The sequence below is a fragment of the Micromonospora sp. R311 genome (assembly GCF_056780015.1).
This window is the reverse complement of the sequence record NZ_JBSWCE010000023.1, coordinates 17,058-38,464: the sequence shown is the minus strand read 5'-3', so window position 1 is coordinate 38,464 and position 21,407 is coordinate 17,058. Positions and strand designations below refer to the sequence as shown.

At 75.3% G+C, this 21,407-nt stretch carries 19 protein-coding genes; 13 read left to right on the top strand and 6 right to left on the bottom strand.

The window, feature by feature from the left end; translation table 11 throughout:
- Positions 1-15 precede the first annotated feature (15 nt).
- The 5 genes from AC1WTP_RS20150 to dinB all read left to right on the top strand — a co-directional run bounded on the left by AC1WTP_RS20150 (position 16) and on the right by dinB (position 4,477).
- A complete protein-coding gene (locus AC1WTP_RS20150) occupies positions 16-1,590 on the top strand; it encodes a glutamate synthase-related protein (protein ID WP_481650807.1) in 1,575 nt (524 codons plus the stop codon).
- 55 nt (positions 1,591-1,645) lie between these two features.
- Positions 1,646-2,170 carry a GNAT family N-acetyltransferase gene (locus AC1WTP_RS20145; protein ID WP_481650806.1) on the top strand — a complete coding sequence of 175 codons (525 nt, stop codon included), beginning with the start codon at positions 1,646-1,648 and terminating at the stop codon, positions 2,168-2,170.
- Between the two features lie 38 nt (positions 2,171-2,208).
- Positions 2,209-2,580: a hypothetical protein gene (locus AC1WTP_RS20140; RefSeq protein ID WP_481650805.1), complete on the top strand. Its 372-nt coding sequence runs from the start codon at positions 2,209-2,211 to the stop codon at positions 2,578-2,580.
- 57 nt (positions 2,581-2,637) lie between these two features.
- Positions 2,638-3,222, top strand: a complete 585-nt coding sequence (locus AC1WTP_RS20135; RefSeq protein WP_481650804.1) for a GNAT family N-acetyltransferase — start codon at positions 2,638-2,640, stop codon at positions 3,220-3,222.
- A 67-nt stretch (positions 3,223-3,289) separates the two neighbouring features.
- The gene (gene dinB, locus AC1WTP_RS20130; protein WP_481650803.1) at positions 3,290-4,477 is read left to right on the top strand and encodes a DNA polymerase IV; all 1,188 of its coding nucleotides are present in this window, start codon (positions 3,290-3,292) and stop codon (positions 4,475-4,477) included.
- Between the two features lie 206 nt (positions 4,478-4,683).
- Here the strand turns inward: dinB and AC1WTP_RS20125 are convergent, their stop codons facing one another.
- The gene (locus tag AC1WTP_RS20125; protein ID WP_447137515.1) at positions 4,684-4,923 is read right to left on the bottom strand and encodes a hypothetical protein; all 240 of its coding nucleotides are present in this window, start codon (positions 4,921-4,923) and stop codon (positions 4,684-4,686) included.
- 179 nt (positions 4,924-5,102) lie between these two features.
- Between AC1WTP_RS20125 and AC1WTP_RS20120 the strand changes: the two genes are divergently transcribed.
- The gene (locus AC1WTP_RS20120) at positions 5,103-5,975 is read left to right on the top strand and encodes an alpha/beta fold hydrolase (protein ID WP_481650802.1); all 873 of its coding nucleotides are present in this window, start codon (positions 5,103-5,105) and stop codon (positions 5,973-5,975) included.
- On the opposite strand, the gene AC1WTP_RS20115 is transcribed toward AC1WTP_RS20120, so the two are convergent.
- Genes AC1WTP_RS20115 through AC1WTP_RS20105 form a run of 3 tightly spaced genes read right to left on the bottom strand, consistent with a single transcriptional unit; the run spans position 5,972 to position 8,039 of the window.
- Positions 5,972-6,694, bottom strand: coding sequence for a class I SAM-dependent methyltransferase (locus AC1WTP_RS20115; RefSeq protein ID WP_481650801.1), 723 nt, complete (start codon positions 6,692-6,694; stop codon positions 5,972-5,974). The genes AC1WTP_RS20120 and AC1WTP_RS20115 overlap by 4 nt on opposite strands.
- Entirely contained in the window at positions 6,691-7,368 is a 678-nt protein-coding gene (locus AC1WTP_RS20110; protein ID WP_481650800.1) for a TIGR04282 family arsenosugar biosynthesis glycosyltransferase, read from the bottom strand. Before AC1WTP_RS20110 ends, AC1WTP_RS20115 begins: the two co-directional genes overlap by 4 nt.
- A complete protein-coding gene (locus AC1WTP_RS20105) occupies positions 7,365-8,039 on the bottom strand; it encodes a glycosyltransferase family 2 protein (RefSeq protein ID WP_481650799.1) in 675 nt (224 codons plus the stop codon). Before AC1WTP_RS20105 ends, AC1WTP_RS20110 begins: the two co-directional genes overlap by 4 nt.
- Positions 8,040-8,185: 146 nt before the next feature.
- On the opposite strand from AC1WTP_RS20105, the gene AC1WTP_RS20100 reads away from it, so the two are divergent.
- Entirely contained in the window at positions 8,186-9,583 is a 1,398-nt protein-coding gene (locus AC1WTP_RS20100; RefSeq protein WP_481650798.1) for a hypothetical protein, read from the top strand.
- Positions 9,584-9,607: 24 nt separating this feature from the next.
- On the opposite strand, the gene AC1WTP_RS20095 is transcribed toward AC1WTP_RS20100, so the two are convergent.
- Positions 9,608-10,669 (bottom strand): NAD-dependent epimerase/dehydratase family protein, encoded by a 1,062-nt coding sequence (locus tag AC1WTP_RS20095; protein ID WP_481650797.1) that lies wholly within the window; start codon positions 10,667-10,669, stop codon positions 9,608-9,610.
- Between the two features lie 154 nt (positions 10,670-10,823).
- On the opposite strand from AC1WTP_RS20095, the gene AC1WTP_RS20090 reads away from it, so the two are divergent.
- The 6 genes from AC1WTP_RS20090 (at position 10,824) to eccCb (ending at position 20,613) form a co-directional block, all read left to right on the top strand.
- Positions 10,824-12,185 carry a molybdopterin-dependent oxidoreductase gene (locus tag AC1WTP_RS20090; protein ID WP_481650796.1) on the top strand — a complete coding sequence of 454 codons (1,362 nt, stop codon included), beginning with the start codon at positions 10,824-10,826 and terminating at the stop codon, positions 12,183-12,185.
- On the top strand, positions 12,178-12,642 hold the full coding sequence (locus AC1WTP_RS20085; RefSeq protein ID WP_481650795.1) for a hypothetical protein: 465 nt from the start codon (positions 12,178-12,180) through the stop codon (positions 12,640-12,642). Before AC1WTP_RS20090 ends, AC1WTP_RS20085 begins: the two co-directional genes overlap by 8 nt.
- Positions 12,643-12,803: 161 nt before the next feature.
- A complete protein-coding gene (locus tag AC1WTP_RS20080; RefSeq protein ID WP_481650794.1) occupies positions 12,804-13,196 on the top strand; it encodes a hypothetical protein in 393 nt (130 codons plus the stop codon).
- 1 nt (position 13,197) lies between these two features.
- Complete coding sequence (locus AC1WTP_RS20075; protein WP_481650793.1) at positions 13,198-15,639, top strand: DUF4132 domain-containing protein; 2,442 nt, start codon at positions 13,198-13,200, stop codon at positions 15,637-15,639.
- Positions 15,640-15,813: 174 nt separating this feature from the next.
- A complete protein-coding gene (locus tag AC1WTP_RS20070; RefSeq protein WP_481650792.1) occupies positions 15,814-16,263 on the top strand; it encodes a hypothetical protein in 450 nt (149 codons plus the stop codon).
- Positions 16,264-16,266: 3 nt separating this feature from the next.
- Complete coding sequence (gene eccCb / locus AC1WTP_RS20065; protein ID WP_481650791.1) at positions 16,267-20,613, top strand: type VII secretion protein EccCb; 4,347 nt, start codon at positions 16,267-16,269, stop codon at positions 20,611-20,613.
- Between the two features lie 250 nt (positions 20,614-20,863).
- Here eccCb and AC1WTP_RS20060 read toward each other — a convergent pair whose 3' ends face one another.
- A complete protein-coding gene (locus tag AC1WTP_RS20060) occupies positions 20,864-21,391 on the bottom strand; it encodes a hypothetical protein (protein ID WP_481650790.1) in 528 nt (175 codons plus the stop codon).
- Positions 21,392-21,407: the final 16 nt, after the last annotated feature.

Genomic DNA, 21,407 nt, shown 5'->3' with positions numbered 1-21,407 from the left:
GAAAGAGTGGCGGGCATGAAGTGGGCCAGTCGAGCCGTACCCGCCGTCGCCGCCGCCGTCGCCGCGCTGGCCGCGCGGGATCTCCTGCAACGCGACCACGCGCTGCTGCGCAACTTTCCGGTGCTCGGGCGGGCCCGCTACCTGCTCGAGGCGATCGGGCCGGAGCTGCGCCAGTACATCGTGGCCGGCAACAACGAGGAGCGGCCGTTCACCCGGGACCAGCGGCGCTGGGTGTACGCGTCGGCGAAGGGGCAGAACAACTACTTCGGCTTCGGCACCGACAACGACATCGAGTTCACCCCCGGCTACCCGATCATCAAGCACCGCACGTTCGGCCGGGCGGTGCCGCCGTCCGCGCCGGCGGCCGGGCACGACGTACGGCTGCCGTGCGCCAAGGTGCTCGGCGCCGCGCGGGGCCGGGCCCGCGCCTTCCGGCCGGAGTCGGTGGTGAACATCTCCGGGATGAGCTTCGGGTCGCTGTCCGGCAACGCGGTCGAGGCGCTGAACCGGGGCGCGGCGCTGGCCGGCTGCCTGCAGAACACCGGCGAGGGCGGGCTGTCGCCGTACCACCGCAAGGGCGGTGACCTGGTCTTCCAGATCGGCACCGCGTACTTCGGCTGCCGCGACGAACACGGCCGGTTCAGCCTGGACCGGCTCAAGGACCTGGTGGCCGGCGCGCCGGTGCGGGCGCTGGAGGTGAAGCTCAGCCAGGGCGCGAAGCCCAGCCTCGGCGGGCTGCTGCCGGGTGCCAAGGTATCGGCGGAGATCGCCGCCACCCGGGGCGTCCCGGAGGGGCAGGACTGCGTCAGCCCGTCCCGGCACGCCGAGTTCTCCGACTGCGACAGCCTGCTCGACTGGGTGGAGCTGCTGGCCGCCGAGACCGGGCTGCCGGTCGGCATCAAGTCCGCGGTGGGCGACCTCGACTTCTGGGCGGAGCTGGCCACGCTGATGCGCGACACCGGCCGGGGCGTCGACTTCGTCACCGTCGACGGCGGCGAGGGCGGCACCGGCGCCGCGCCGCTGATCTTCACCGACTCGGTGTCGCTCCCCTTCCAGCAGGGATTCGCCCGGGTCTACCGGGTCTTCGCCGAGCGGGACCTGCACGAGCAGGTGGCCTTCGTCGGCGCCGGCAAGCTCGGCCTGCCCGACAACGCCGTGGTGGCCTTCGCGCTCGGCTGCGACCTGGTCAACGTCGGCCGGGAGGCGATGCTGGCGATCGGCTGCATCCAGGCGCAGAAGTGCCACACCGACACCTGCCCGACCGGCGTCGCCACCCAGAACGCCTGGCTCGCCCGGGGCCTGGATCCGGCCCTGAAGTCGGTGCGCGCGGCGAACTACGTCCGGACGTTGCGCCGGGACCTGGTGAAGGTGGCCGAGGCGTGCGGGGTGGAACATCCCGGGCTGATCTCCACCGAGGCCGTCGAGGTGCTCGCCGGCCGCACCGCCTCCACCCCGCTGCGCGAGGTGTACGGGTACCGGCCGGAGTGGGGCCTGCCGTCGCCGGCCGACCAGGCGGAGATCGTCCGGTTGATGACCGCGGAGGCGCCGCAGGGCCACTCCGCCCCGCCCTCCGCCACCGCGGTCGGCTGACCGGCCCGCGCGGAAACCCGTCGCGCCCGGCCGACACGAGGCCTATGGTGGCGCGGTGTTGATCAGACGCGAGAGCCCCGCCGACGCCGCGGCCGTCCGGGCGGTGCACACCGCCGCCTTCGCCAAGGCGGACCAGCCCGACGCCGTACCGGTGGAGGCGACCCTGGTCGACGCGCTGCGCGCGGACGACGGCTGGCTGCCGGCGCTGTCCCTGGTCGCGACGGACCCGGACGGGCAGGTCGTCGGGCACGTGGTGTGCACCCGCGGTCGGGTGGCCGGCGATCCGGTGGCGCTGGGGCTCGGGCCGCTCGGGGTGCTGCCGGCCTGGCAGCGGCGCGGCGTGGGCAGCGCGTTGATGCACGCCGTGCTCGGCGCGGCGGATGCACTCGACGAACCGCTGGTGGTGCTGCTCGGCCACCCCGACTACTACCCCCGCTTCGGTTTCCGGCCGGCGGTGGACCTCGGCGTCACCCCGCCCGGACCGTGGGGGCCGCCCTACTTCATGGCCCGCCCGTTGAGCGCCTGGCGGCCGTCGATCCGCGGCGAGTTCCGCTACGCGGCACCGTTCGAGGATCTCTGACCTTCCGCCCGGTGACCGATTGTTGCATTCTGGTTGCCATGGGAGAGGTGCTGCCGATGCCCGGCTTCGGTGACCTGTTCGCCGACACCCGGGGCGACGACCGGACGATGCGGGTCAGCTACCACCCCGACCGGGGCGCCGTGGTGGTGTCCCTGTGGAACGGCACGGTGTGCCGGGGCTCCTTCCGGATGGCGGTCGGCGACGTGCCGAAGCTGCTGTCGCTGCTCGCCGAGATCAGCGCGGCCGCGGCGCCCCGGCCGCACCGGGGCGGCCCGGCCACCGGCGACGGCGCCCACGCGACGGCGGTGGTGCCCGCCCCGAGCCCCGCCTCCGTCGAGCAGACCGGCGAGATCGCCGGCCCGGCGCACCGCGCGGCGCTGCCGGTCGTCCCGGCGCCACGGGTCGCCTAGGGTGCGCTCGGTGCCGTCGACCGGGCCGGGCGGCCCCGGCTTCCCTGGGAGCGCCTGATGGTCCAGCCGACGTACCCGATCCGCACCGCACGGCTCATCCTGCGCCCGGTCACGCTGGACGACCTCGACGATGTGTACGCCTACCAGCGCCGGCCCGACGTCGTCCGCTGGATGCTCGGGGCCGAGCCGCGTACCCGTGAGCAGTCGCGGGCGTCGGTGGTCGCCATGGCGGGCGAGGACGCGCTGCGCGCGGAGGGTGACTGCCTGACGCTCGCCGTGGCCACCGACGCCGGGATGATCGGGACAGTGGAGCTGGTCTGGCGCAGCCGGCTCGACCGCACCGCCGAACTCGGGTACGTCTTCCACCCCGACCACGGCGGCCGCGGGCTGGCTACGGAAGCCGCCACCGCGATGCTGGACTGGGGATTCAACGAGTTCGGGCTGCACCGGGTCTACGCCCGGTGTCACGCCCGGAACGCCGCGTCCGCCCGCCTGATGACCCGGCTCGGCATGCGCCAGGAGGCGCGCCACGTCGAGAGCTACCTGTTCCGGGGAGAGTGGGCCGACCAACTCGTCTTCGCCGTCCTGGCCGACGAATGGCGCTCGCGCGGCGCGACCGCCGGGTCCCGGGTGGCGCCGTGAAGGCCGGACCGGTCGATGTTCCGGCAGGTCAGTGCCGGATCAGCGACCCCCGTGCGAACATATGTTCGTGTCGTCCGAGGCCACCATCCTGCACGCCGACCTGGACGCGTTCTACGCGTCGGTCGAGCAGCGGGACGACCCGCGCCTGCGCGGCCGGCCGGTGATCGTCGGCGGTGGGGTCGTCCTCGCCGCCAGCTACGAGGCGAAGGCCCGGGGCGTCCGCAGCGCGATGGGCGGCCGGCAGGCCCGCCGGTTGTGCCCGGAGGCGATCGTCGTGGCGCCCCGGATGTCGGCGTACACGGCGGCCAGCCGGGCGGTGTTCGAGATCTTCCGGCAGACCACCCCGCTGGTCGAGGGGCTCTCGGTCGACGAGGCGTTCCTCGACGTGGGCGGCCTGCGCCGGCTGGCCGGGCCGCCGGCCGACATCGCCGGGCGACTGCGCCGCGAGGTGCGCCACCGGGTGGGCCTGCCGATCACGGTGGGCGTGGCCCGGACGAAGTTCCTGGCCAAGGTCGCCAGCGGGGTGGCCAAGCCGGACGGCCTGCTGGTCGTCCCGCCCGACGGTGAGCTGGCCTTCCTGCACCCGTTGCCGGTGGAGCGGCTGTGGGGTGTCGGTCCGGTCACCGCGGCGAAGCTGCGCGAGCGGGGGATCCGCACCGTCGGCCAGGTCGCCCGGCTCGGCGAGGCGACCCTGGTCTCGCTGCTCGGCTCGGGCGCCGGCCGGCACCTGCACGCGCTGGCGCACAACCGCGACCCCCGGCCGGTGCAGGTGGGCCGCCGGCGCGCGTCGATGGGGGCGCAGCACGCCCTCGGCGGCGCGGCGCACTCGCCGGCCGACCTGGACGCCGTCCTCGCCGGTCTGGTCGACCGGGTGACCCGGCGGATGCGCACGGCCACCCGCAGCGGGCGGACGGTGACTCTGCGGCTGCGCTTCGCCGACTACACCCGGGCGACCCGCTCGCACACCCTGCCGAAGCCGACCGCGGACACCCAGTCGCTGCTGGCCGCCGCCCGGGCGTTGCTGCGCGCGGCGCTGCCGGAGATCGACCGGCGCGGCATCACGCTGATCGGCGTCTCGGTGGCCAACCTGGACGGCGGGCACGTACAGCCACCGTTGCCCTTCGAGCGGGACCCGGGCGCGGATCTCGACGCCGCGGTCGACGCGGTGCGGGACCGGTTCGGATCCACCGCGCTCACCCGGGCGGTGCTGCTCGGGCGCGAACCGGGGCCGGAGATGCCGCGCCTGCCGGACTGATCCCGAGGCCACCGGCGCCGCCGAAGCCTGCTGCCGCACGGCGTGCCGCCCGAGCGAAACCACGACTGAACGACGACGAGGTGGTGCTGGCCACCGAGCGGCCGGTGGCCACGAGCCGGGGCGCCGTGTCGGCGGCGCACGCTCGGGTGAGGGTGCCCGGTGATCCGGACGACGAGCCGGTCCGGATCACCGTGGGCCGACCGGCGCTACGACGCGAGTGGCGCCCGGTCGGTGGGCAGTTCGCGCCAGCTCGGCTGGCTGCCCCGCCAGGCGCTGGCCAGGATCGCCGCGGCGGCACGACTGGGGCAGCCCTGCACCCGGGACTTGCCGGAGGCCCCGCCGATCTGCGCCTGGACCTCCCAGCGCTGCCCGTCGGTGCGGATGTACACGTCCCGGCGACCGCGGGGGGTCGGGTCGCCGTTCCACCAATGCTGCTCGAGGTTCACAAGCCGACGGTAGAGCACGCGGCGCATGAGCAGTAGTGGGGGCTGCCGGGATTCCCGCCGGTCGCGGCCCCGCCCCGGGGGCACGAGCCGGCCCGACCCCGCCCGGGCGGCGTCCGCGCCCCGGCACCCCGGGATCGGCGCCGGGGTCGCCGTCTCGGGCGTCGCGTCGTTGAACCGGCGTGTTCGACGGTTTCGAGGAACTGGACGTCGCCACCACGGACAGCACGGTCCACGTCCGCCGGGGTGGCGACGGTCCGCCGGTCCTGCTGCTGCACGGCATGCCGGAGACCCACCTCATGTGGCACCGGGTCGCGCCGCGGCTGGCCGAGCGCCGCACCGTGGTCGCCACCGACCTGCGGGGCTTCGGCGACAGCGGCACCCCGCCGAGCGACGCGGACCACGCCCCGTACGGCATGCGCGCGGTCGCCCGCGAGCAGGTGGAGGTGATGCGGGCCCTGGGGCACGACACCTTCGCGGTGGTCGGGCACGATCGCGGCGGCCGCTGCGCGTACCGGATGGCGCTGGACCGTCCGGACGTCGTCACCCGGCTCGCGGTGCTGGACATCGTGCCCACCGGCGACGCGTTCGGCCGCGCCGACATGGAGTTCAGCCTCGGGTTCTGGCTCTGGTCGTTCCTCGCGGCGCCGGAGCCGGTGCCCGAACGACTCGTCGCCCGGGCCCCGGAGGTGATCGTCGACCACATGCTCGACACGCTGTCCGAGGTGCCCGACGCGTTCCCGGCCGAGGTCCGCGCCGAGTACGTCGCGAAGCTGAGCGACCCGAAGCGGATCCACGCCGTCTGCGAGCAGTACCGCGCCGCCGCCACCCTGGACTACCGGCAGGACCAGGCCGACCGCGGGCAGCGGCGGATCACCTGCCCGGTCCTGGTGCTGTGGAGTCAAGGCGGGCCCGTCGCGGCCTGGTATCAACCGCTGGAGGTGTGGCGGGCGTGGGCCGACGAGGTGACCGGCTGCCCGGTGCCGGCCGGTCACTTCCTCCCCGAGGAGGCACCCGACGAGACGGCCCGGCACCTGCTGGCCTTCCTCGGCTAACGCCCGATCCGTCCGGCCGGCACGGCGAGTTCGGCGAACCGGCGCCGGCCCGCCGCGAAGGTGTCCCGCACCGCGAGGCCGGACGCCCCGGCCACGTCGTGCACCGCGACCGTGTCCAGCCGGGCCCACCGGAACGCCCCGCCACGGCGCAGCACTCCGTCGGTCGACCGGGACGTCAGCCGGGCGTGCCCGCGCCACAGGCCCGGCCCGGGCGGTTCGAGTTCGACCACCACCGTCCCGGTCGGGTGGGCCAGGGTCCGGCACCGCCGCAGCAGCGCGACCGGGTCGCCACCGATGCCGATGTTGCCGTCCATCAGCAGGACGTGGTGCCACCGGCCCTCCGCGGGGAGGGCGGCGAAGACGCTCCGCCGGATGGCGACCGCGCCGCGGGCCCGGGTGAGCCGTACCGCCTGGGCGGAGACGTCCACGCCGAGCGCGCTGCGTCCGGCGCGGGCCAGCGCGAGGGTGAATCGACCCGGCCCGCAACCCACGTCGAGCGTGGGGCCGTCGCACCGGGCCACCACCGCCGCCGTCGCCGGCTCGGGCGGACCGTGCCACCGGCGTACGGGCAGCGGGGCGCGGCGGCCGTCGCTCTGCTCCAGCCAGTGGCTGCCCGACCGGCGGCGCAGGGCGGCGGCGAAGGCGGCGCCGTCGGGGTCGTCCGGGGCGGTGGCCGGGTCCAGGTCGCGGGTGGGCGGCCCGACGGCGTGCACCGTCACCGGCGGCCGCCGGGCAGCAGCGGGCGCAGCGTCGCCACCTGTCGGGCGAACCGGCTTCCGGTGGCCTCGGCGGCCACCGCCAGCGCGTCCGGCCACTCGTCGACGTCACGCAGCACCGGCAACGGGGCGGGCCGTAGCCCCCGCTCGCCGAGGGCCGCCCGGGTGTGTCGCGCGGTGCGCGCGGTGGACATCGGCACGGTGCGCAGGGCGGCGGCGTGCCGGGGGTCGCGCAGTGCGAGCGCCCACCAGCCGCCGTCGACCGCGCGGCCGAGCGCCGCGTCGGCCGAGGCGAGCCGGCGGACCGCGGCGTGCAGCCGGGCGGGGGTCAGCTGCGGGGTGTCCATGCCGATCTGCACCACGGGGTGTCCCGGAAAGGACGCCGCCACGTCCGCGTGGGCGTTGGCCAGCCGGTCGCCCAGCCCGCCGCCCCGCTGGGCGAGCACGGTCCAGCCGGCCAGCGCCGCCGCCAGGTCGGCGCCGTGCTCGGCGTCGTCCAGCCGGCCGGACAGGGCCAGCACGGGGATCGCGCCGGGCACGGCGCGGACCGCGTCGAGGGTGTCCAGCAGGGCCGCCGCGGCGATCCGGGCCGCCTGGGCCGGGGTCGCCGGCGGCGCCAGCCGGGTCTTCACCGCGCCCGGCACCGGCGCCTTGGCCATCACCAGCAGCACGGTCATCGCGGCCGGCCCACGGTACGCAGCACGCCGGCGAAGTCGCGGGTGGCGCGCAGGGTGCCGCGTACCGAGCCGGAGACCTTGGAGCGGGTGCCGACGGCGCGCGGGGCGTAGCGCACGTCCAGCTCGTGGATGCGCCAGCCGGCGGCGGCGGCACGGATCAGCAGTTCGAGCGGGTAGCCGAAGGCCCGGTCGGCGACGCCGAGGGCGAGCAGCGCGTCCCGGCGGGCGGCGCGGATCGGGCTGAGGTCGCGCAGCGGCACGCCCCGCTGCCGCAGCAGCGCCGCGATCAGGGCGGTGCCGGCGCGGGCGTGCCACGGCCACGCCCCGGCCGAGACCGGCCGGCGCCGTCCCACGCTCAGGTCGGCCACCCCGTCGGCCACCGGCGCGACCAGGGCGGGCAGCTCGCCGGGGTCGAAGGAACCGTCGGCGTCGAGCACGCAGACCAGCTCCGCCTCGGCCGCCTCCAGCCCGGCGTGCACCGCGGCGCCGTAGCCGCGGCGGGGCTCGTGCACCACCCGGGCGCCGTACCGGGCCGCCACCTCCGGGGAGCCGTCCCGCGAGCCGTTGTCCACCACGATCGCCCGGTATCCCGGCGGGAGCGCGGTGAGCACACCGGGCAGGGCGGCCGCCTCGTCCAAACAGGGCAGCACCACGTCGATCCGTGTCGGCATACCGCCGACGCTAGGACGCCATCCGGACCGTGGTGGGCAGATCGGGCCTTACGGATCTGTTACCACCGGAACGGTTCTTACCGGACGGTGACATTCCGGCCGTTCGCCTGTCACCGGTCCGTTGGACGCCGTACCGTCCGGTCGGCATGAGAACGACCACGAGGCCGCCGCCCGACGCGCCCGGGCGGGCGCCGACCCGCCGGTGGCGCGGCGACCTGACCGTGCTCGGCGTCGAGGCGGCGCTGCTGGTCCTCGCCGTGGCGGTCGGCGCGCTCCTCAACGCCCGCGACGCGGGCCTGTACGCCGACGCCGCGCCGCTCTACGCGACCTGGCGCCCGCACCTCGGTTGGGGTACGCCGGTCGCGGTGCTGGTGGCCGTCGCGGTGGTCGGGTCCGGGGTGCGGTGGACGGCGGTCGCCCGCTGGGGCCCGCTGCTCGGCGCCGCCTGGCTGGCGTCGACGGCCTGGACGCTGGCGCTGGCGCTGGTCGACGGCTGGTCGGCCGGGCTCACCGAGCGGCTCACCCCGCAGGCGGAGTACCTGCACGAGGTGCCCGGGATCCGGGACGTCCCCGCCATGCTGGCCGGGTTCACCGGACGGATCCTGGACTTCCAGCCCGACTCGTGGTCCACCCACACCGCCGGGCACCCGCCCGGCGCGCTGCTGTTCTTCGTCGGGCTGGACCGGGTCGGCCTCGGCGGCGGCACCGCCGCCGCGCTGGCCTGCGTGCTGGTCGGCACGAGCGTCACCGTCTCCGTGCCGGTGGCGCTGCGGGCGCTCGGCGCCGAGCCGGCCGCCCGTGCGGTGCTGCCGTTCCTGGTGCTGCTGCCGGGCGCGGTGTGGGTGGGCGCCTCGGCCGACGGCGTCTTCACCGGCGTGGTCGCCGCCGGCCTGGCCCTGCTGGCGGTCCGCGGCCGGCTGGCGCCCGCCGCCGGTGGACTGCTGCTCGGCTGCGCGCTGTACCTGTCGTACGGCTTCGTCCTGGTCGGCCTGCTGGCGCTGGCGGTGCTGGCGCTGCGGCCGGCGGGCCGGGTCGCCGCCCTGGCCGTCGGGCTGGCCGGGGTGGCGGCGGTGGTGGCCGGGTTCACCGTGGCCGGCTTCTGGTGGTGGGACGGCTACCGGCTCGTGGTGGAGCGCTACTACCAGGGGTGGGCGGCCGAGCGGCCGTACGGCTACTGGGTCTGGGCGAACCTGGCGGCGCTGCTGCTCTGCGCCGGACCCGCGGTCGGGCCGGCGCTGCGCCGGGCGGCGCGGGCCGCCGCGGTGGCGGTCCGGCCCGCGCTGCGCCGCGCCGGGCTCCGGCCCGCCGTGCGGGCGGTCGCCGCCCGGCCGACCGTGCTGCTGCCGCTGACCGCGGCGGTCGTGGTGCTCGCCGCGGACCTGTCCGGGTTGAGCAAGGCGGAGGTGGAGCGGATCTGGCTGCCGTTCGCGGTCTGGCTGCTGGTCGCCACCGCGCACCTGCCGGCCGCGAGCCGCCGGTGGTGGCTGGCCGGGCAGGCGGCGACCGCGCTCGCGGTCAACCACCTGCTCTGGACGGTCTCCTGACCGGTCCGGTCGACGGGTGGGCGCTCAGGCGGGCAGGGCCGCCGGCTCGCGCAGCGGGTCGGTGGCGAACGCCGCCACCCCGGCGGCGAACCGGACCCGCGCGGTGTAGCCGAGCAGATCGGCCGCGCGGGCCGGGTCGGCGACCACGTGCCGCACGTCGGCCGGGCGGGCGCCGCCGACGACCACCGGCGCCGGTCCGCCCATCGCCGCGGCGAGGGTGGCGGCCAGGTCGCCGACGGTGCGTGGCTCACCGGAGCAGACGTTGACGGCCACCAGGGGCTGCGGTGGCGGCGTGGCGAGCGCGAGCAGGTTGGCCCGCGCCACGTCGGTGACGTGGACGAAGTCCCGCCGCTGCCGGCCGTCCTCCAGCACCGTGGGGGGCCGCCCGTCGGCCAGCGCGGACCGGAAGAGCGAGGCCACCCCGGCGTACGGGGTGTCGCGGGGCATCCGGGGCCCGTAGACGTTGTGGTACCGCAGCGCCCACACCTGCCCGCCGGTCTGCCGCGCCCAGGCTCCGGCCAGGTGCTCCTGGGCCAGCTTGCTGGCCGCGTACGTGCTCTGCGGCTCCAGCGGCGCGTCCTCGGGCACCAGCAGCGGGGTCAGGGTGGTGGCGCAGCGCGCGCACGTCGGGTCGTAACGGCCGGCGGCCAGGTCGGCGGCGCGTCGCGGGGCGGGGCGGACGACGCCGTGGCGGGGGCACTCGTAGCGCCCCTCGCCGTAGACGACCATCGAGCTGGCCAGCACCAGGCGGCGCACCCCGGCGCGGTGCATGGCGGCGAGCAGCACCGCCGTGCCGTAGTCGTTGTGACTGGCGTACGCCGGGGCGTCGGACGGGTCGAGCCCGTGCCCGACCATCGCCGCCTGGTGGCAGACCGCGTCGACCCCGGGCAGCAACCGGTCGAGCAGGTCGGGGTCGCGGACGTCGCCGACCACCGGGTCGTGCCGCCGCGACCACCCGGGCAGGTCGGCGCCGTGCGCCTGGGGCAACAGCGCGTCCAGCGCCAAGACCTCGTGCCCTGAGTCGGCGAGCAGGTCGGCGACCTGCGACCCGATGAACCCGGCCGCGCCGGTGACCAGTACCCGCATGCGCCTCAGGGTAGGTCGGCCGGAGGCCGCGGCGGGCCGGGTCGGCGCGGCCGTAAGGAGCTCGCAACATCGTCCCGCCCGCGGCCGGTTCGGTAAGGCTCCCGTAATCGGGCAACCGGGGCTCGACCGCGATCGCCCCCTCTAGCCTGCGGGAGTGAGCACCGACAGCAGCTCTCCGGACGGGCCGGCCGAGCCCGACCGGGTCGGGTACGGCTGGCCCCGGCGGTGGTGGCGCTTCCTGGCCGAGCACCCGCCGCCCGGCGCGTCGACGGCGAACCGCCGCTGGCGCAGCCCGCTGCGCGGACCCTGGCTCACCGCCGTGTTCGGCGCGGTGCTGCTGGTGACCCTGCCTCTGGTGATCATCACCGGGCTGCTCGACTACCTCGCCTACAGCCCGCAGTTCGGCCAGGCCTTCCCGCGCGACGTGGGGTGGCTGCGGCTGCCGCAGTTCGACTGGCCGACCCGCCCGTCCTGGCTGTTCCGGCTCACCCAGGGGCTGCACGTGACGCTCGGGATCATGCTGATCCCGGTGGTGCTGGCGAAGCTCTGGTCGGTGATCCCGAAGCTGTTCGACTGGCCGCCGGCCCGCTCCGTCGCGCAGATGCTGGAACGGCTGTCGCTGCTCCTGCTGGTCGGCGGCATCCTGTTCCAGATCGCCACCGGGCTCCTGAACATCCAGTACGCGTACCTGTTCGGATTCGACTTCTACACCGCCCACTACTTCGGCGCCTGGGTGTTCACCGCCGCCCTGGTCGCGCACGTGGGGCTGAAGCTGCCGCGGCTGGTCTCCGCGCTGCGGTCCCGCCCGCCGCGGCGCGAGCTGACCACCTCCCGCGCCGCCACCCACCCGGAGCCGCCGGACCCGGACCGGCTCGTGCCCGCCCACCCCGGGCCGGCCACGATCAGTCGTCGCGGCGCCCTCGGCCTGGTCGGCGGCCTGTCCCTGCTGCTGGGGGCGCTCACCGTCGGTCAGAGCCTCGACGGGGCGTGGCGACGCACCGCCCTGTTGCTGCCCCGCGGGCGGGAGCCCGGTGCGGGGCCGAACGGCTTCCCGGTCAACCGCACGGCCGTCGCCGCCGGCGTCCGCGCCGCCGACACCGGGGAACGGTGGCGGGTGACCCTGCGGGCCGGCGGGCGGACCCTCGCGCTGGACCGCGCCGCGTTGCTGGCGATGACCCAGCACACCGCCCGCCTGCCGATCGCCTGCGTGGAGGGCTGGTCGACGCTGCAGACCTGGACCGGCGTGCGCCTGCGCGATCTCGCCGCGCTGGTCGGGGCGGGCGACCTCACCTCGGCCCGGGTGCGCTCGCTGGAGCGGGCGGGACTGTTCAACCAGGCGACCCTGCAGGCCAACCAGGTGCTGGACGGCGACTCGCTGCTCGCGCTGACGGTCAACGGGGCCGACCTCTCCCCCGACCACGGCTACCCGGCGCGGATCATCGTCCCCGCGCTGCCGGGGGTGCACTGCACCAAGTGGGTCAGCGAGATCGAGTTCCGGGCGCGTACCGATGGCTGAGGTGCGGTCCCGGTTCCGCGCGGCGTACGGCGCCGGCGGGCGGCACCTGCTGCTGATGGCGACCGCCTTCGCGGTCACCGGATGGGTGGCGCTCCGGCTGGCCGGCGAGTCGACCGCCGGGCGCATGCTGGTCTGGTTCGTCGGCGCCGTGGTGGCCCACGACCTGGTCCTGTTCCCGGTCTACGCGCTGGCCGACCGGGTGCTGCGGCGCGCCGCTCGCCCCCCGGCGGCCGGGCCGTCGCTGGTGAACCACGTCCGGGTGCCGGCCCTGGCCGCCGCGCTGCTGTTCCTCGTCCACCTGCCCGGCATCCTCCGGCAGGGCCGGCCGACCTACCTCGCCGCCACCGGCCAGGACCAGCAGCCCTTCCTCGGCCGCTGGCTGCTGGTCAGCGGCGTTCTCTTCCTGGCCAGCGGCGCCGGGTACGCGCTGCGCCGGCTCCGCGCGCGACGCCGCTGACCCGGGCCCCGTCGCTGTCGGCGCAGGCTGGTGCCGGTTGCACCGGTGCGCGGGCGCACGGTCGTCGTGGGTCCCGTCCGGCGTCGCCGCCGCGCACCGGCGGTAAAGCGTCGGACGGTGCTGCCATGATGCCGGCCACACCGAGACGAGGAGTAGCGCGGATGGCCACGGTGACGGTCCGGGACGAGACCGCGACAGGGAAAGCGATCGACTGCTGGCCGATGCCGGGCCTGCCCGACCGGATCACCGCCCGGGAGCTGGTCCGGCTGCGGGTCCGCGAGGAGGTGGCCCGGTTCAACGCGAACCGTCCCGAGCACTTCCGTGGGCTGGTGCAGCCGACCGACACGGAGGCGACGTTGAACGGCTACCGGGTCGGCCGCGACCGGCGCCTGGACTGGGAGAACCAGGCGGACGCGGCCTGCGCGGCGTTCGCCCGCAACGGCTTCGTGCTGCTGGTCGGTGACCACCAGGTCGACGACCTGGACGAGGAGATCGACCTGCGCGCCGACCCGGACGTGGCGTTCGTGCGGCTGGTGCCGCTGGTGGGCGGCTGAGGTGGGCGGCTGGCAGACCCTGCTGCCCGACCTGACCGCGTCGGAGCGGACGCAGGTGGAAACCGGGCTGGCCGAGGCCGGCGCGCGGATCCAGGAGGTGCTCCGCCGGGCGTCCGCTTACTGCTGGGGACCGGTCACCCGGATCCCGGAGTGGCCGTCGGTGATGGCCTGGTCGGCGCCGGAGCGTCGACTCGCCGCGCTCGCCCTGCACCGGTCGGTCACGATCGCGTCGAGCCCGCTCGGGTTGAACTCCGCGCTGCGCGCTCTCGCCGACGGTGACCTGCGCTGGCGACGGGCGGACCTGCTCTGGTGCCTGCACACGATCGCCGATGGCGAGGCCTGGGACAACGGAGTCCACCTGGAACTGCCGACGGTGATCGCCGTCAGCCTGCCCCCGGCGGACCTGGTCGACCTGGCACCGGCGCTGTCCGGGCTGCTCACCGAGCTCACGAACGACCCCTTCGTGGCCCGGGAGCCGCGGCGTCGGGCCGTCCAGCTGATCGGTGGGGCGGTCGACCGCGCGGTCGACCGGCGGGTGCCGTACTGGCTGCTGCACGACGGCGACGCGTTCGGCCCCCGGGTCCGCGCCGAACTGGGCCAGGTGCTCGCCGCGCCGGGTGTGGCGGAGCTGCTGGTGCACTGCGCCGCACTGACCCGGCCCGGTCCGTCGGCGACCTGGCTGCGCCGGCTCGACGGGCACCTCGCGAACGCACCGGACGGTCCCGGTGTCGTTCGCGCGGTCCTGGAGATCTTCGTCGCGCACGGCCGGTCCGTGCACGAGGACACCGATCCGCTGCTGCGCGGGCTGGTGTGGGCGCTGTCACGGGCCCGCGACGACGCCGCGACCGACCTGTTGGCGCGGGTGACCGCCGTCGCGGCGGCGGCGCCCCGGGACGCCCCCGGCTACCCGCACGCCCAGCGGACGGCGATCGCCGCCGTGCGGGTGCTGGCCGAGCGCCGGGGCGAGGCGCCGGTGCGGACCCTGGCCCGGCTGGCCGTGACGGTGAAGAACAAGGCGGTGCAGAGCCGGGTCCGCACGGCGCTGACCCAGCTCGGCGCGTTGCGCGGGTGGTCGTTCAGCGAGGTGATGGAGCTGGCGGTCGACGACCACGGGCTCGACCGCGACGGGCGCCGGCGCCGCCGGGTGGGGGCGTACGACGCGACGGTCGAGGTGGTGGGCGAGAAGGTCCGGCTGACCTTCGCCCGGGACGGCCAGCCGTTGAAGGGCGTCCCCACCGCGGTCAAGCAGGAGCACGCGGACCAGCTCAGGCAGTTGCGGGAGCTGGTCAAGAGCGTCGGCGCGACGTTGACGGCAGAGCGCCAGCGGGTCGAGGGGTTGTTGTCCGAGGAGCGCACCTGGGCGTACCCGGACTGGGTGTCCCGGTTCCTGGAGCACCCGGTCACCGGGACCTACGGGCGGCGGCTGCTCTGGGAGACCAGGACCGACGGGCGGCGGTGGGCGGCCGGCCTGCCCCGGCGCGACGCCGACGGTTGGGCGGTGGTGGGCCTCGACGGCCGGCCCGTGCGCGGCGACGAGGTCCGGCTGTGGCATCCGATCCGGGCGGCGGTGCCCGAGGTCGCGGCGTGGCGTGGGCACGTCCTCGCCACCGGGCTGCGGCAGCCGTTCAAGCAGGCGTTCCGGGAGGTCTACCTGCTCACCCCGGCCGAGGAGGAGACCCGCGTCTACTCCAACCGGTTCGCCGCCCACATCCTGCGCTACCGGCAGGCGAACGCGCTCATGCGGGTTCGTGGTTGGCAGGCCGGCTACCTCGGCTACTGGGACGGCGGGTACGAGAGCGAGGCGACCAAGCTGTTCGGTGGCGGCCTGTGGCAGGCGTCCTTCCACCACCAGCTGGTGGAGGAGGTGGACGGACGCGGCTACGAGGTCCGGTACTGCTCGACGGACCAGGTGCGCTTCGCGCGGCGCGACGGGGCGACCTGGCAGCCGGTACCGGTCGTCGAGGTGCCACCGATGGTGTTCACCGAGGCGATGCGCGACGTGGACCTGTTCGTCGGGGTCACCTCCATCGCCGCGGACCCGCAGTGGGCCGACCGTGGCGAGGACCGGTTCCACGCGTACTGGCAGCGCAGCGTCGTGGCCGAGCTGACCCCGTCGGCGGAGATCCGCCGGGACGCGCTGGCCCGGCTGCTGCCGCGGATGCGGATCGCCGACCGGGTGGAGCTGTCCGAGCGCTACCTGCACGTCCGGGGCAACCTCCGCAGCTACCGGATACACCTCGGCTCCGGCAACATCCTGATCGACCCGAACGACGCCTACCTGTGCATCGTCCCGGCGCGGGGCGGCACCGGCCGGCTTCACCTGCCGTTCGAGGACGACCCGATGCTGTCCATGATCCTGTCCAAGGCGATCATGCTGGCCGCCGACGACACCATCACCGACCCCACCGTGCTCCGGCAACTCGGCGTCGTGACGGGCGACTGAGGACTTCGCCGCGCTCGCCGCCGGCGCCGGCCACCCGGAGGTGCTCGCCGAAGCGGACGTCACCCTCGCCGACCTCTCCGCCGGGCGGTGGGAGGTCGTCCTCGTCGCGCCGGGCGACGACCATCGCGGTCGCGGCGGTGGTGTTGAATGTAGACACCCGTACGGAGGTGTGCTGTGAGCGAGCTTCTGCTGTCGATCCAACCGCGACCGTCGACGCCCGCCGAGCGGGTGGACGAGTTCGCCCGCCAGCTGGCGGACGACCTGCGCACGGTGCCGGGGCTGCGAATCGCGCACGCCCAGTCGGCGACCGACGGACACGGCAAGTCGCAACAGGCGTGGGAGCTGGGGATGCTGGCGGTGGGCGGCCTCTTCTCGGCCGCCAGCCTGCGCGCCCTCGCGTACGTCGCCGTCGCCTACGCCGACCGGGTCAAGGCGCGGTCGATCACGTTGCGCAGCGGCGACAACGAGTTGGTGATCACCGGATCGACCCGGGTCGACGCGCGCCTCGTCACCGAGCTGACGCAGCTCCTCGGCGGCACACCGGCGGCCACCGCCGAGCTGCCGGCCCAGCCGGAGCGGCGGCCGGTGGCCGGCCAGCACGGTGGCGGCGCCGCCGGGAGCTGACCCGTGGGAGAGCGCCGTGCCCTGCTGATCGCCAACGACCGCTACATCGACGAGTCCCTGACCGACCTCTACGCGCCCCGGGAAGAGGCGCGTGACCTGCTGAGCCTGCTGGCCGACGCGGACGTGGGCGCCTTCGACCAGACCGTGCTGCTGGAGAACGAGTCGAAGAGTTCGATCGAGCGGGCGATCGAGTCGATGCTCCGGGCGGCCGGCCCGGAGGACCTGGTCCTGCTCTACTTCTCCGGGCACGGGGTGCGCAGCAGCAAGCGTGGGCGGCTCTACCTCGCGGTCGCCAACACCGAGGTGGACCACCTCTCCTCGACGGCGGTGTCCGCGTCCTTCGTCCGGGAACTGCTCGACGAGTCCGACGCCGCCAGCTCGGTGATCCTGCTCGACTGCTGTTACAGCGGCGCCTTCGAGGGGCACGGCCTGAAGACGACCGACGACCTGGCCATCGACGGTGAACTGCGCACCGGCTACGGCCGCTACGTCATCACCGCCACCAACTCGGTGGAGCGGGCCGACGACGGCCGGCCGGCCTCCGAGACCACGTCGCGGCTCCGCTCGGCGTTCACCGAGACCATCATCCAGGGGTTGAGCACCGGCGCGGCCGACATCACCGGGCAGGGCCGGATCACCCCCGACGACCTGTGGCGGTACGTGCGGCTGGAACTGCCGAAGCGCACCTCCTCCCAGTCGCCGTGCCAGTTCGGGCAGGCGAGCGACGAGGTGCACATCGCGCTGTCCCGGGAGGGGCACCACCGCCAGCGGCGCCGGCGGGACCAACGCGAACCGCGACTCGGCGACCTGCTGGGCCCGCTGGAACCCGGCGGGGACGTGAAGCTCTGCGCCACCGACTGGCGGCGACGAGGGCTGTTGAAGGTGCCGATCGGCCAGGCCCAGCGGATCGACCAGCCGGCCGGCGAGCTGGTCTGGCTCGACCTGGCCGCCTCGGAAGGGCACCTGCTCGTCGTCGGCCGGACCGGCACCGGCAAGACGACGCTGTTGTGCTCCCTCATCGCCGGGCTGGCGCTCACCCACTCCGACCGCGAGGTCGCCTTCTACTGCCTGGAGTCGGGCGGGAACCTGCTCGGGCCGATGCGGCGGCTGCCGCACGTCCGCGCGGTCGTCGGCGACGACGAGGTGGGTGAGGTCCGGGCGCTGCTCGACCTGCTGGAACAGGAGGTCCTCGACCGCAAGCAGCTGTTCCGGCGGCACGAGCTGGAGTCGCCGGCGAGCCTGCGGGCCTGGCGCGCCGGCGTCGAGGCCAACCCCTATCCGGACGTGTTCCTGGTCGTCGACCGGTGGCAGGACTTCGCGACGCTGCTGCCCGACTTCTCCCCGCGGGTGGTGGACCTCGCGAACAAGGGGCTGGGCTACGGGCTCCACGTCGTGGTGCTCGAACGCAGCTGGCGGGTCATCCCGGAGGAGTTGCTGGAGCTGCCCCAGGCCCGGATCGAGACCCGGCTGTCGCAGCCGCACGAGTCGCGGGTCAACCCGGACCAGGCCGCCCGGCTGCCGATGAACGTGCCGGGCTGGGCCGTCTACGGCCGGCGCACCTTCCGGGTGGCGCTGCCCGACCTCACCGTCAGCGGGAGCGACCCGGAGGCGGAGATCGAGAGCGAGGGCCGGCCGTCGGGCGGGGCGCGGGCGATGGTGTCGGTGATCGCGGAGGCGTGGGGGATGCCCCGGGTCGACGCCGGGCGGGTCGACGCCCGCCCCGACGCGACCAAGGCGCCCGACGAGCCGTTGGCCGTCCTCGACATCCCGGACTACGCCGCGCTGTGGAGCTTCGCGGGGCACCGGACACCGCTCGGACCGGACTACCTGCGGGTGCCGATCGGCGTCGACGACGGGGGCGCCCGGGTGCTGCTCGACCTGAAGGAGTCGGCACAGGACGGGATGGGCCCGCACGGGCTGCTCGTCGGCGCGACCGGCTCGGGCAAGAGCGAGCTGCTCCGTACGATCGTCCTGGCGCTCGCGGCGCGGCACTCGTCGGCCGACCTCAACCTCGTCCTGATCGACTTCAAGGGCGGCGCCACCTTCGGTTCCCTGGCGGGGCTGCCGCACACCAGCGCGGTCATCACCAACCTCGCGGACCAGCTGTCCCTGGTCGAGCGGACGCGCGAGGCGCTCGCCGGCGAGGTGGTCCGGCGCCAGGAGCTGCTGCGGACGGCCGGCAACTACGTCTCCCGGCTGGACTACGAGCGGGCCCGGGACGCCGGCGCGCCGCTGGCGCCGATGCCCAGCCTGCTGATCATCTGTGACGAGTTCAGCGAGCTGCTCGCCGCGCAGCCCGACTTCATCGACCTCTTCGTGATGATCGGCCGGCTGGGCCGGTCGCTCGGCGTGCACCTGCTGCTGGCCAGCCAGCGCCTCGAGGAGGGCAAGCTGCGCGGGCTGGACACCCACCTGTCGTACCGGATCGGGCTGCGCACCTTCTCCGCGTTCGAGAGCCGCACCGTGCTCGGCGTGCCGGACGCGTACGAGCTGCCCAACGCTCCCGGCCACGGCTACCTGAAGACAGGCGCCACGATGACCCGGTTCCGGGCCACGTACGTCTCCGGGCCGCCGGCCCTCACCGGCGCCGACGCCGGTGCGACGGTGCCCCCGGAACTCGCCGGTCGCAGCCTGCTCCACGTCGTGGTGCACCAGTTGCGCGACGGCGGGCCGCCCGCGCACCAGATCTGGCTGCCGCCGCTGGCCGAGCCGCCCACCCTGGACGAGTTGCTGCCGCTGACCCGGGACCCGGAGCGCGGCCTCACGTCGGCCGTCGGCGCCGGATCGCTGACCGCGCCGGTCGGCGTCGTGGACCGGCCGTACGAGCAACGCCGCGACCCGTTGCTGGTCGAACTCGCCGGGGCCGGCGGCAACGTGGCCGTCGTCGGCGCCTCGCTCAGCGGCAAGAGCACCATGCTGCGTTCCCTGATCGCCTCGCTGGCACTGACCCACACCCCGCGCGAGGTGCAGTTCTTCTGCCTCGACTTCGGCGGCGGCGCGCTGCGCAGCCTCGCCGCGCTGCCGCACGTCTCCGGGGTGGCCGGCCGGCGCGACACCGAGGCGGTACGCCGCACGGTCGCCGAGGTGGTGGCGCTGCTCGACGGGCGGGAGACCCGCTTCACCGAGCAGGCTGTCGAGTCCATGGCCAGCTACCGTCAGCGGCGCGCGGCCGGCGAGTTCGCCGACGACCCGTTCGGCGACGTCTTCCTCGTCGTGGACGGCTGGAACATCCTGCGCCAGGAGTACGCCGAACTCGAGGAGAGCGTCACGCTGCTCGCCCAGCGCGGGCTCCAGTACGGCGTGCACGTGGTGCTCACCGCCATCCGCTGGTCGGAACTGCGGCTCAGCATGCGTGACCTGCTCGGCACCAAGCTGGAACTGCGGCTCGGTGATCCCAGCGAGTCGGAGTTCCAGCGGCGGATCGCGGCGAACGTCCCGGAGGCGTCGCCGGGACGCGGCCTGACCCGGGACCGGCTGCACTTCCTCACCGCCCTGTCCCGCGTCGACGGCAGGCACGGCGTCGACGACCTGGCCGAGGCGACGGCCGCGCTGGCGGACCAGGTCGCCGAGGCCTGGCGGGGCCCGTCCGCACCGCCGGTGCGGATGCTGCCGCGCCGCCTCGCCCTGGTCGAGCTGAACGAGGTGAGCGACCCGTCCGCCGCGGGCCTGCCGATCGGCGTCGACGAGGCCTCGCTCGCGCCGGTCTACCTCGACCTGGACAGCGACCCGCACCTGACCGTGTTCGGCGACGCGGAGTGCGGCAAGAGCAACCTGCTCCGGCTGGTCGCCCAGCAGCTGGTGGCACGCCGCACGCCGGCGCAGGCGCGGCTGGTGGTCGCCGACTACCGCCGGAGCCTGCTCGGCGCCGTGCCCACCGAGCACCTCCTCGAGTACGCGCCGTCCAACCAGGGCTTCGCCCAGGCGCTCGCCTCGATCCGGGAGGCCATGACGAACCGGCTGCCCGGCCCGGACGTCACGACGGAACAGCTGCGGAACCGCAGCTGGTGGCGGGGGCCGGAACTGTTCATCCTGGTGGACGACTACGACCTGGTGGCGTCGGCCGGCAACAACCCGCTCAGCGTGCTGCACGACCTGCTGCCCCAGGCCCGCGACATCGGCCTGCACCTGATCCTCGCCCGCCGGGTCGGCGGCCTCGCCCGGGCGCTCTACGAGCCGGTGCTCCAGCGGCTGCGCGAGCTGGACTCACCCGGACTGCTGATGTCGGGCAACCGCGAGGAGGGGCAGGTGCTGGGCAACCTCCGGCCGCAACCGATGCCACCCGGCCGCGGCACGCTGGTACGCCGTCGCGACGGCGCCCGGCTCATCCAGACCGCCCTCGCCGAGCCCTGACCTCCCCGGCGCCCCCGCGGGCGTCAGCGGGGCGAGGACGTCGGCCGTGCGGGCCGCGCCGAGCCTGGTCAGGCGCGCCCGATCCGCGTCGAGCCAGCTCTGCCTGCGCACGGTCGCCTCCCGCCACCGTCGCCGTGGCGGCTACCTCAACCCGGCCTGGGAGACCGTCGTGCAGCACCAGGCGAGAGCCTGGTCGAGCTAGCGGCGACGACCCGCTTTCCGCCGGGCCGCAGCGCCCGCGCCGCAACGGTCAGACGGCGGTCGCCCGGGTCACCTTCCAGTCGCCGTCGACCCGCTCCAGGGTGAGCACGACCCGGTTCTGGTCCACCTTCTCGCCGGCCGTGGTGACGTTGCGCCGGTACTGGTTCAGGTAGACCAGCAGTTCCACCCGGTCCGCGTCGGCGCTGACCACGCCGGTCGAGGTCACCTCCGCCAGGACCACCGCCTGCTGCTTGGTGGCGGTCTCCTTCAGCGTCGCCGTGGTCTGCGCGTACTCCTCGGCGAAGGCGCCGGTGGTGAAGGTCCGGGCGTTCGCCACGCTGTCGTCGAAGGTCCGGTAGTCGTAGGAGAAGATGGCCTTGGCGGCCGCCGGGGCGGTGGCGAGCGCCTGCCGGACCGCGGTGTCCCGCCGGTCGGCGGCACGGTCGGCGTACCAACCGGCGGTCGCGACGCCGGCCGCCAGCAGGATCGCCGCGACCAGCGCCGGGACCAGCCGAACCCGGCCGGGCCGCAGCCGCGCGAGGCGGCCGGGCCGCGGCAGACGGGCGGGGATGCGCATGGGTCCTCCTCGGGGA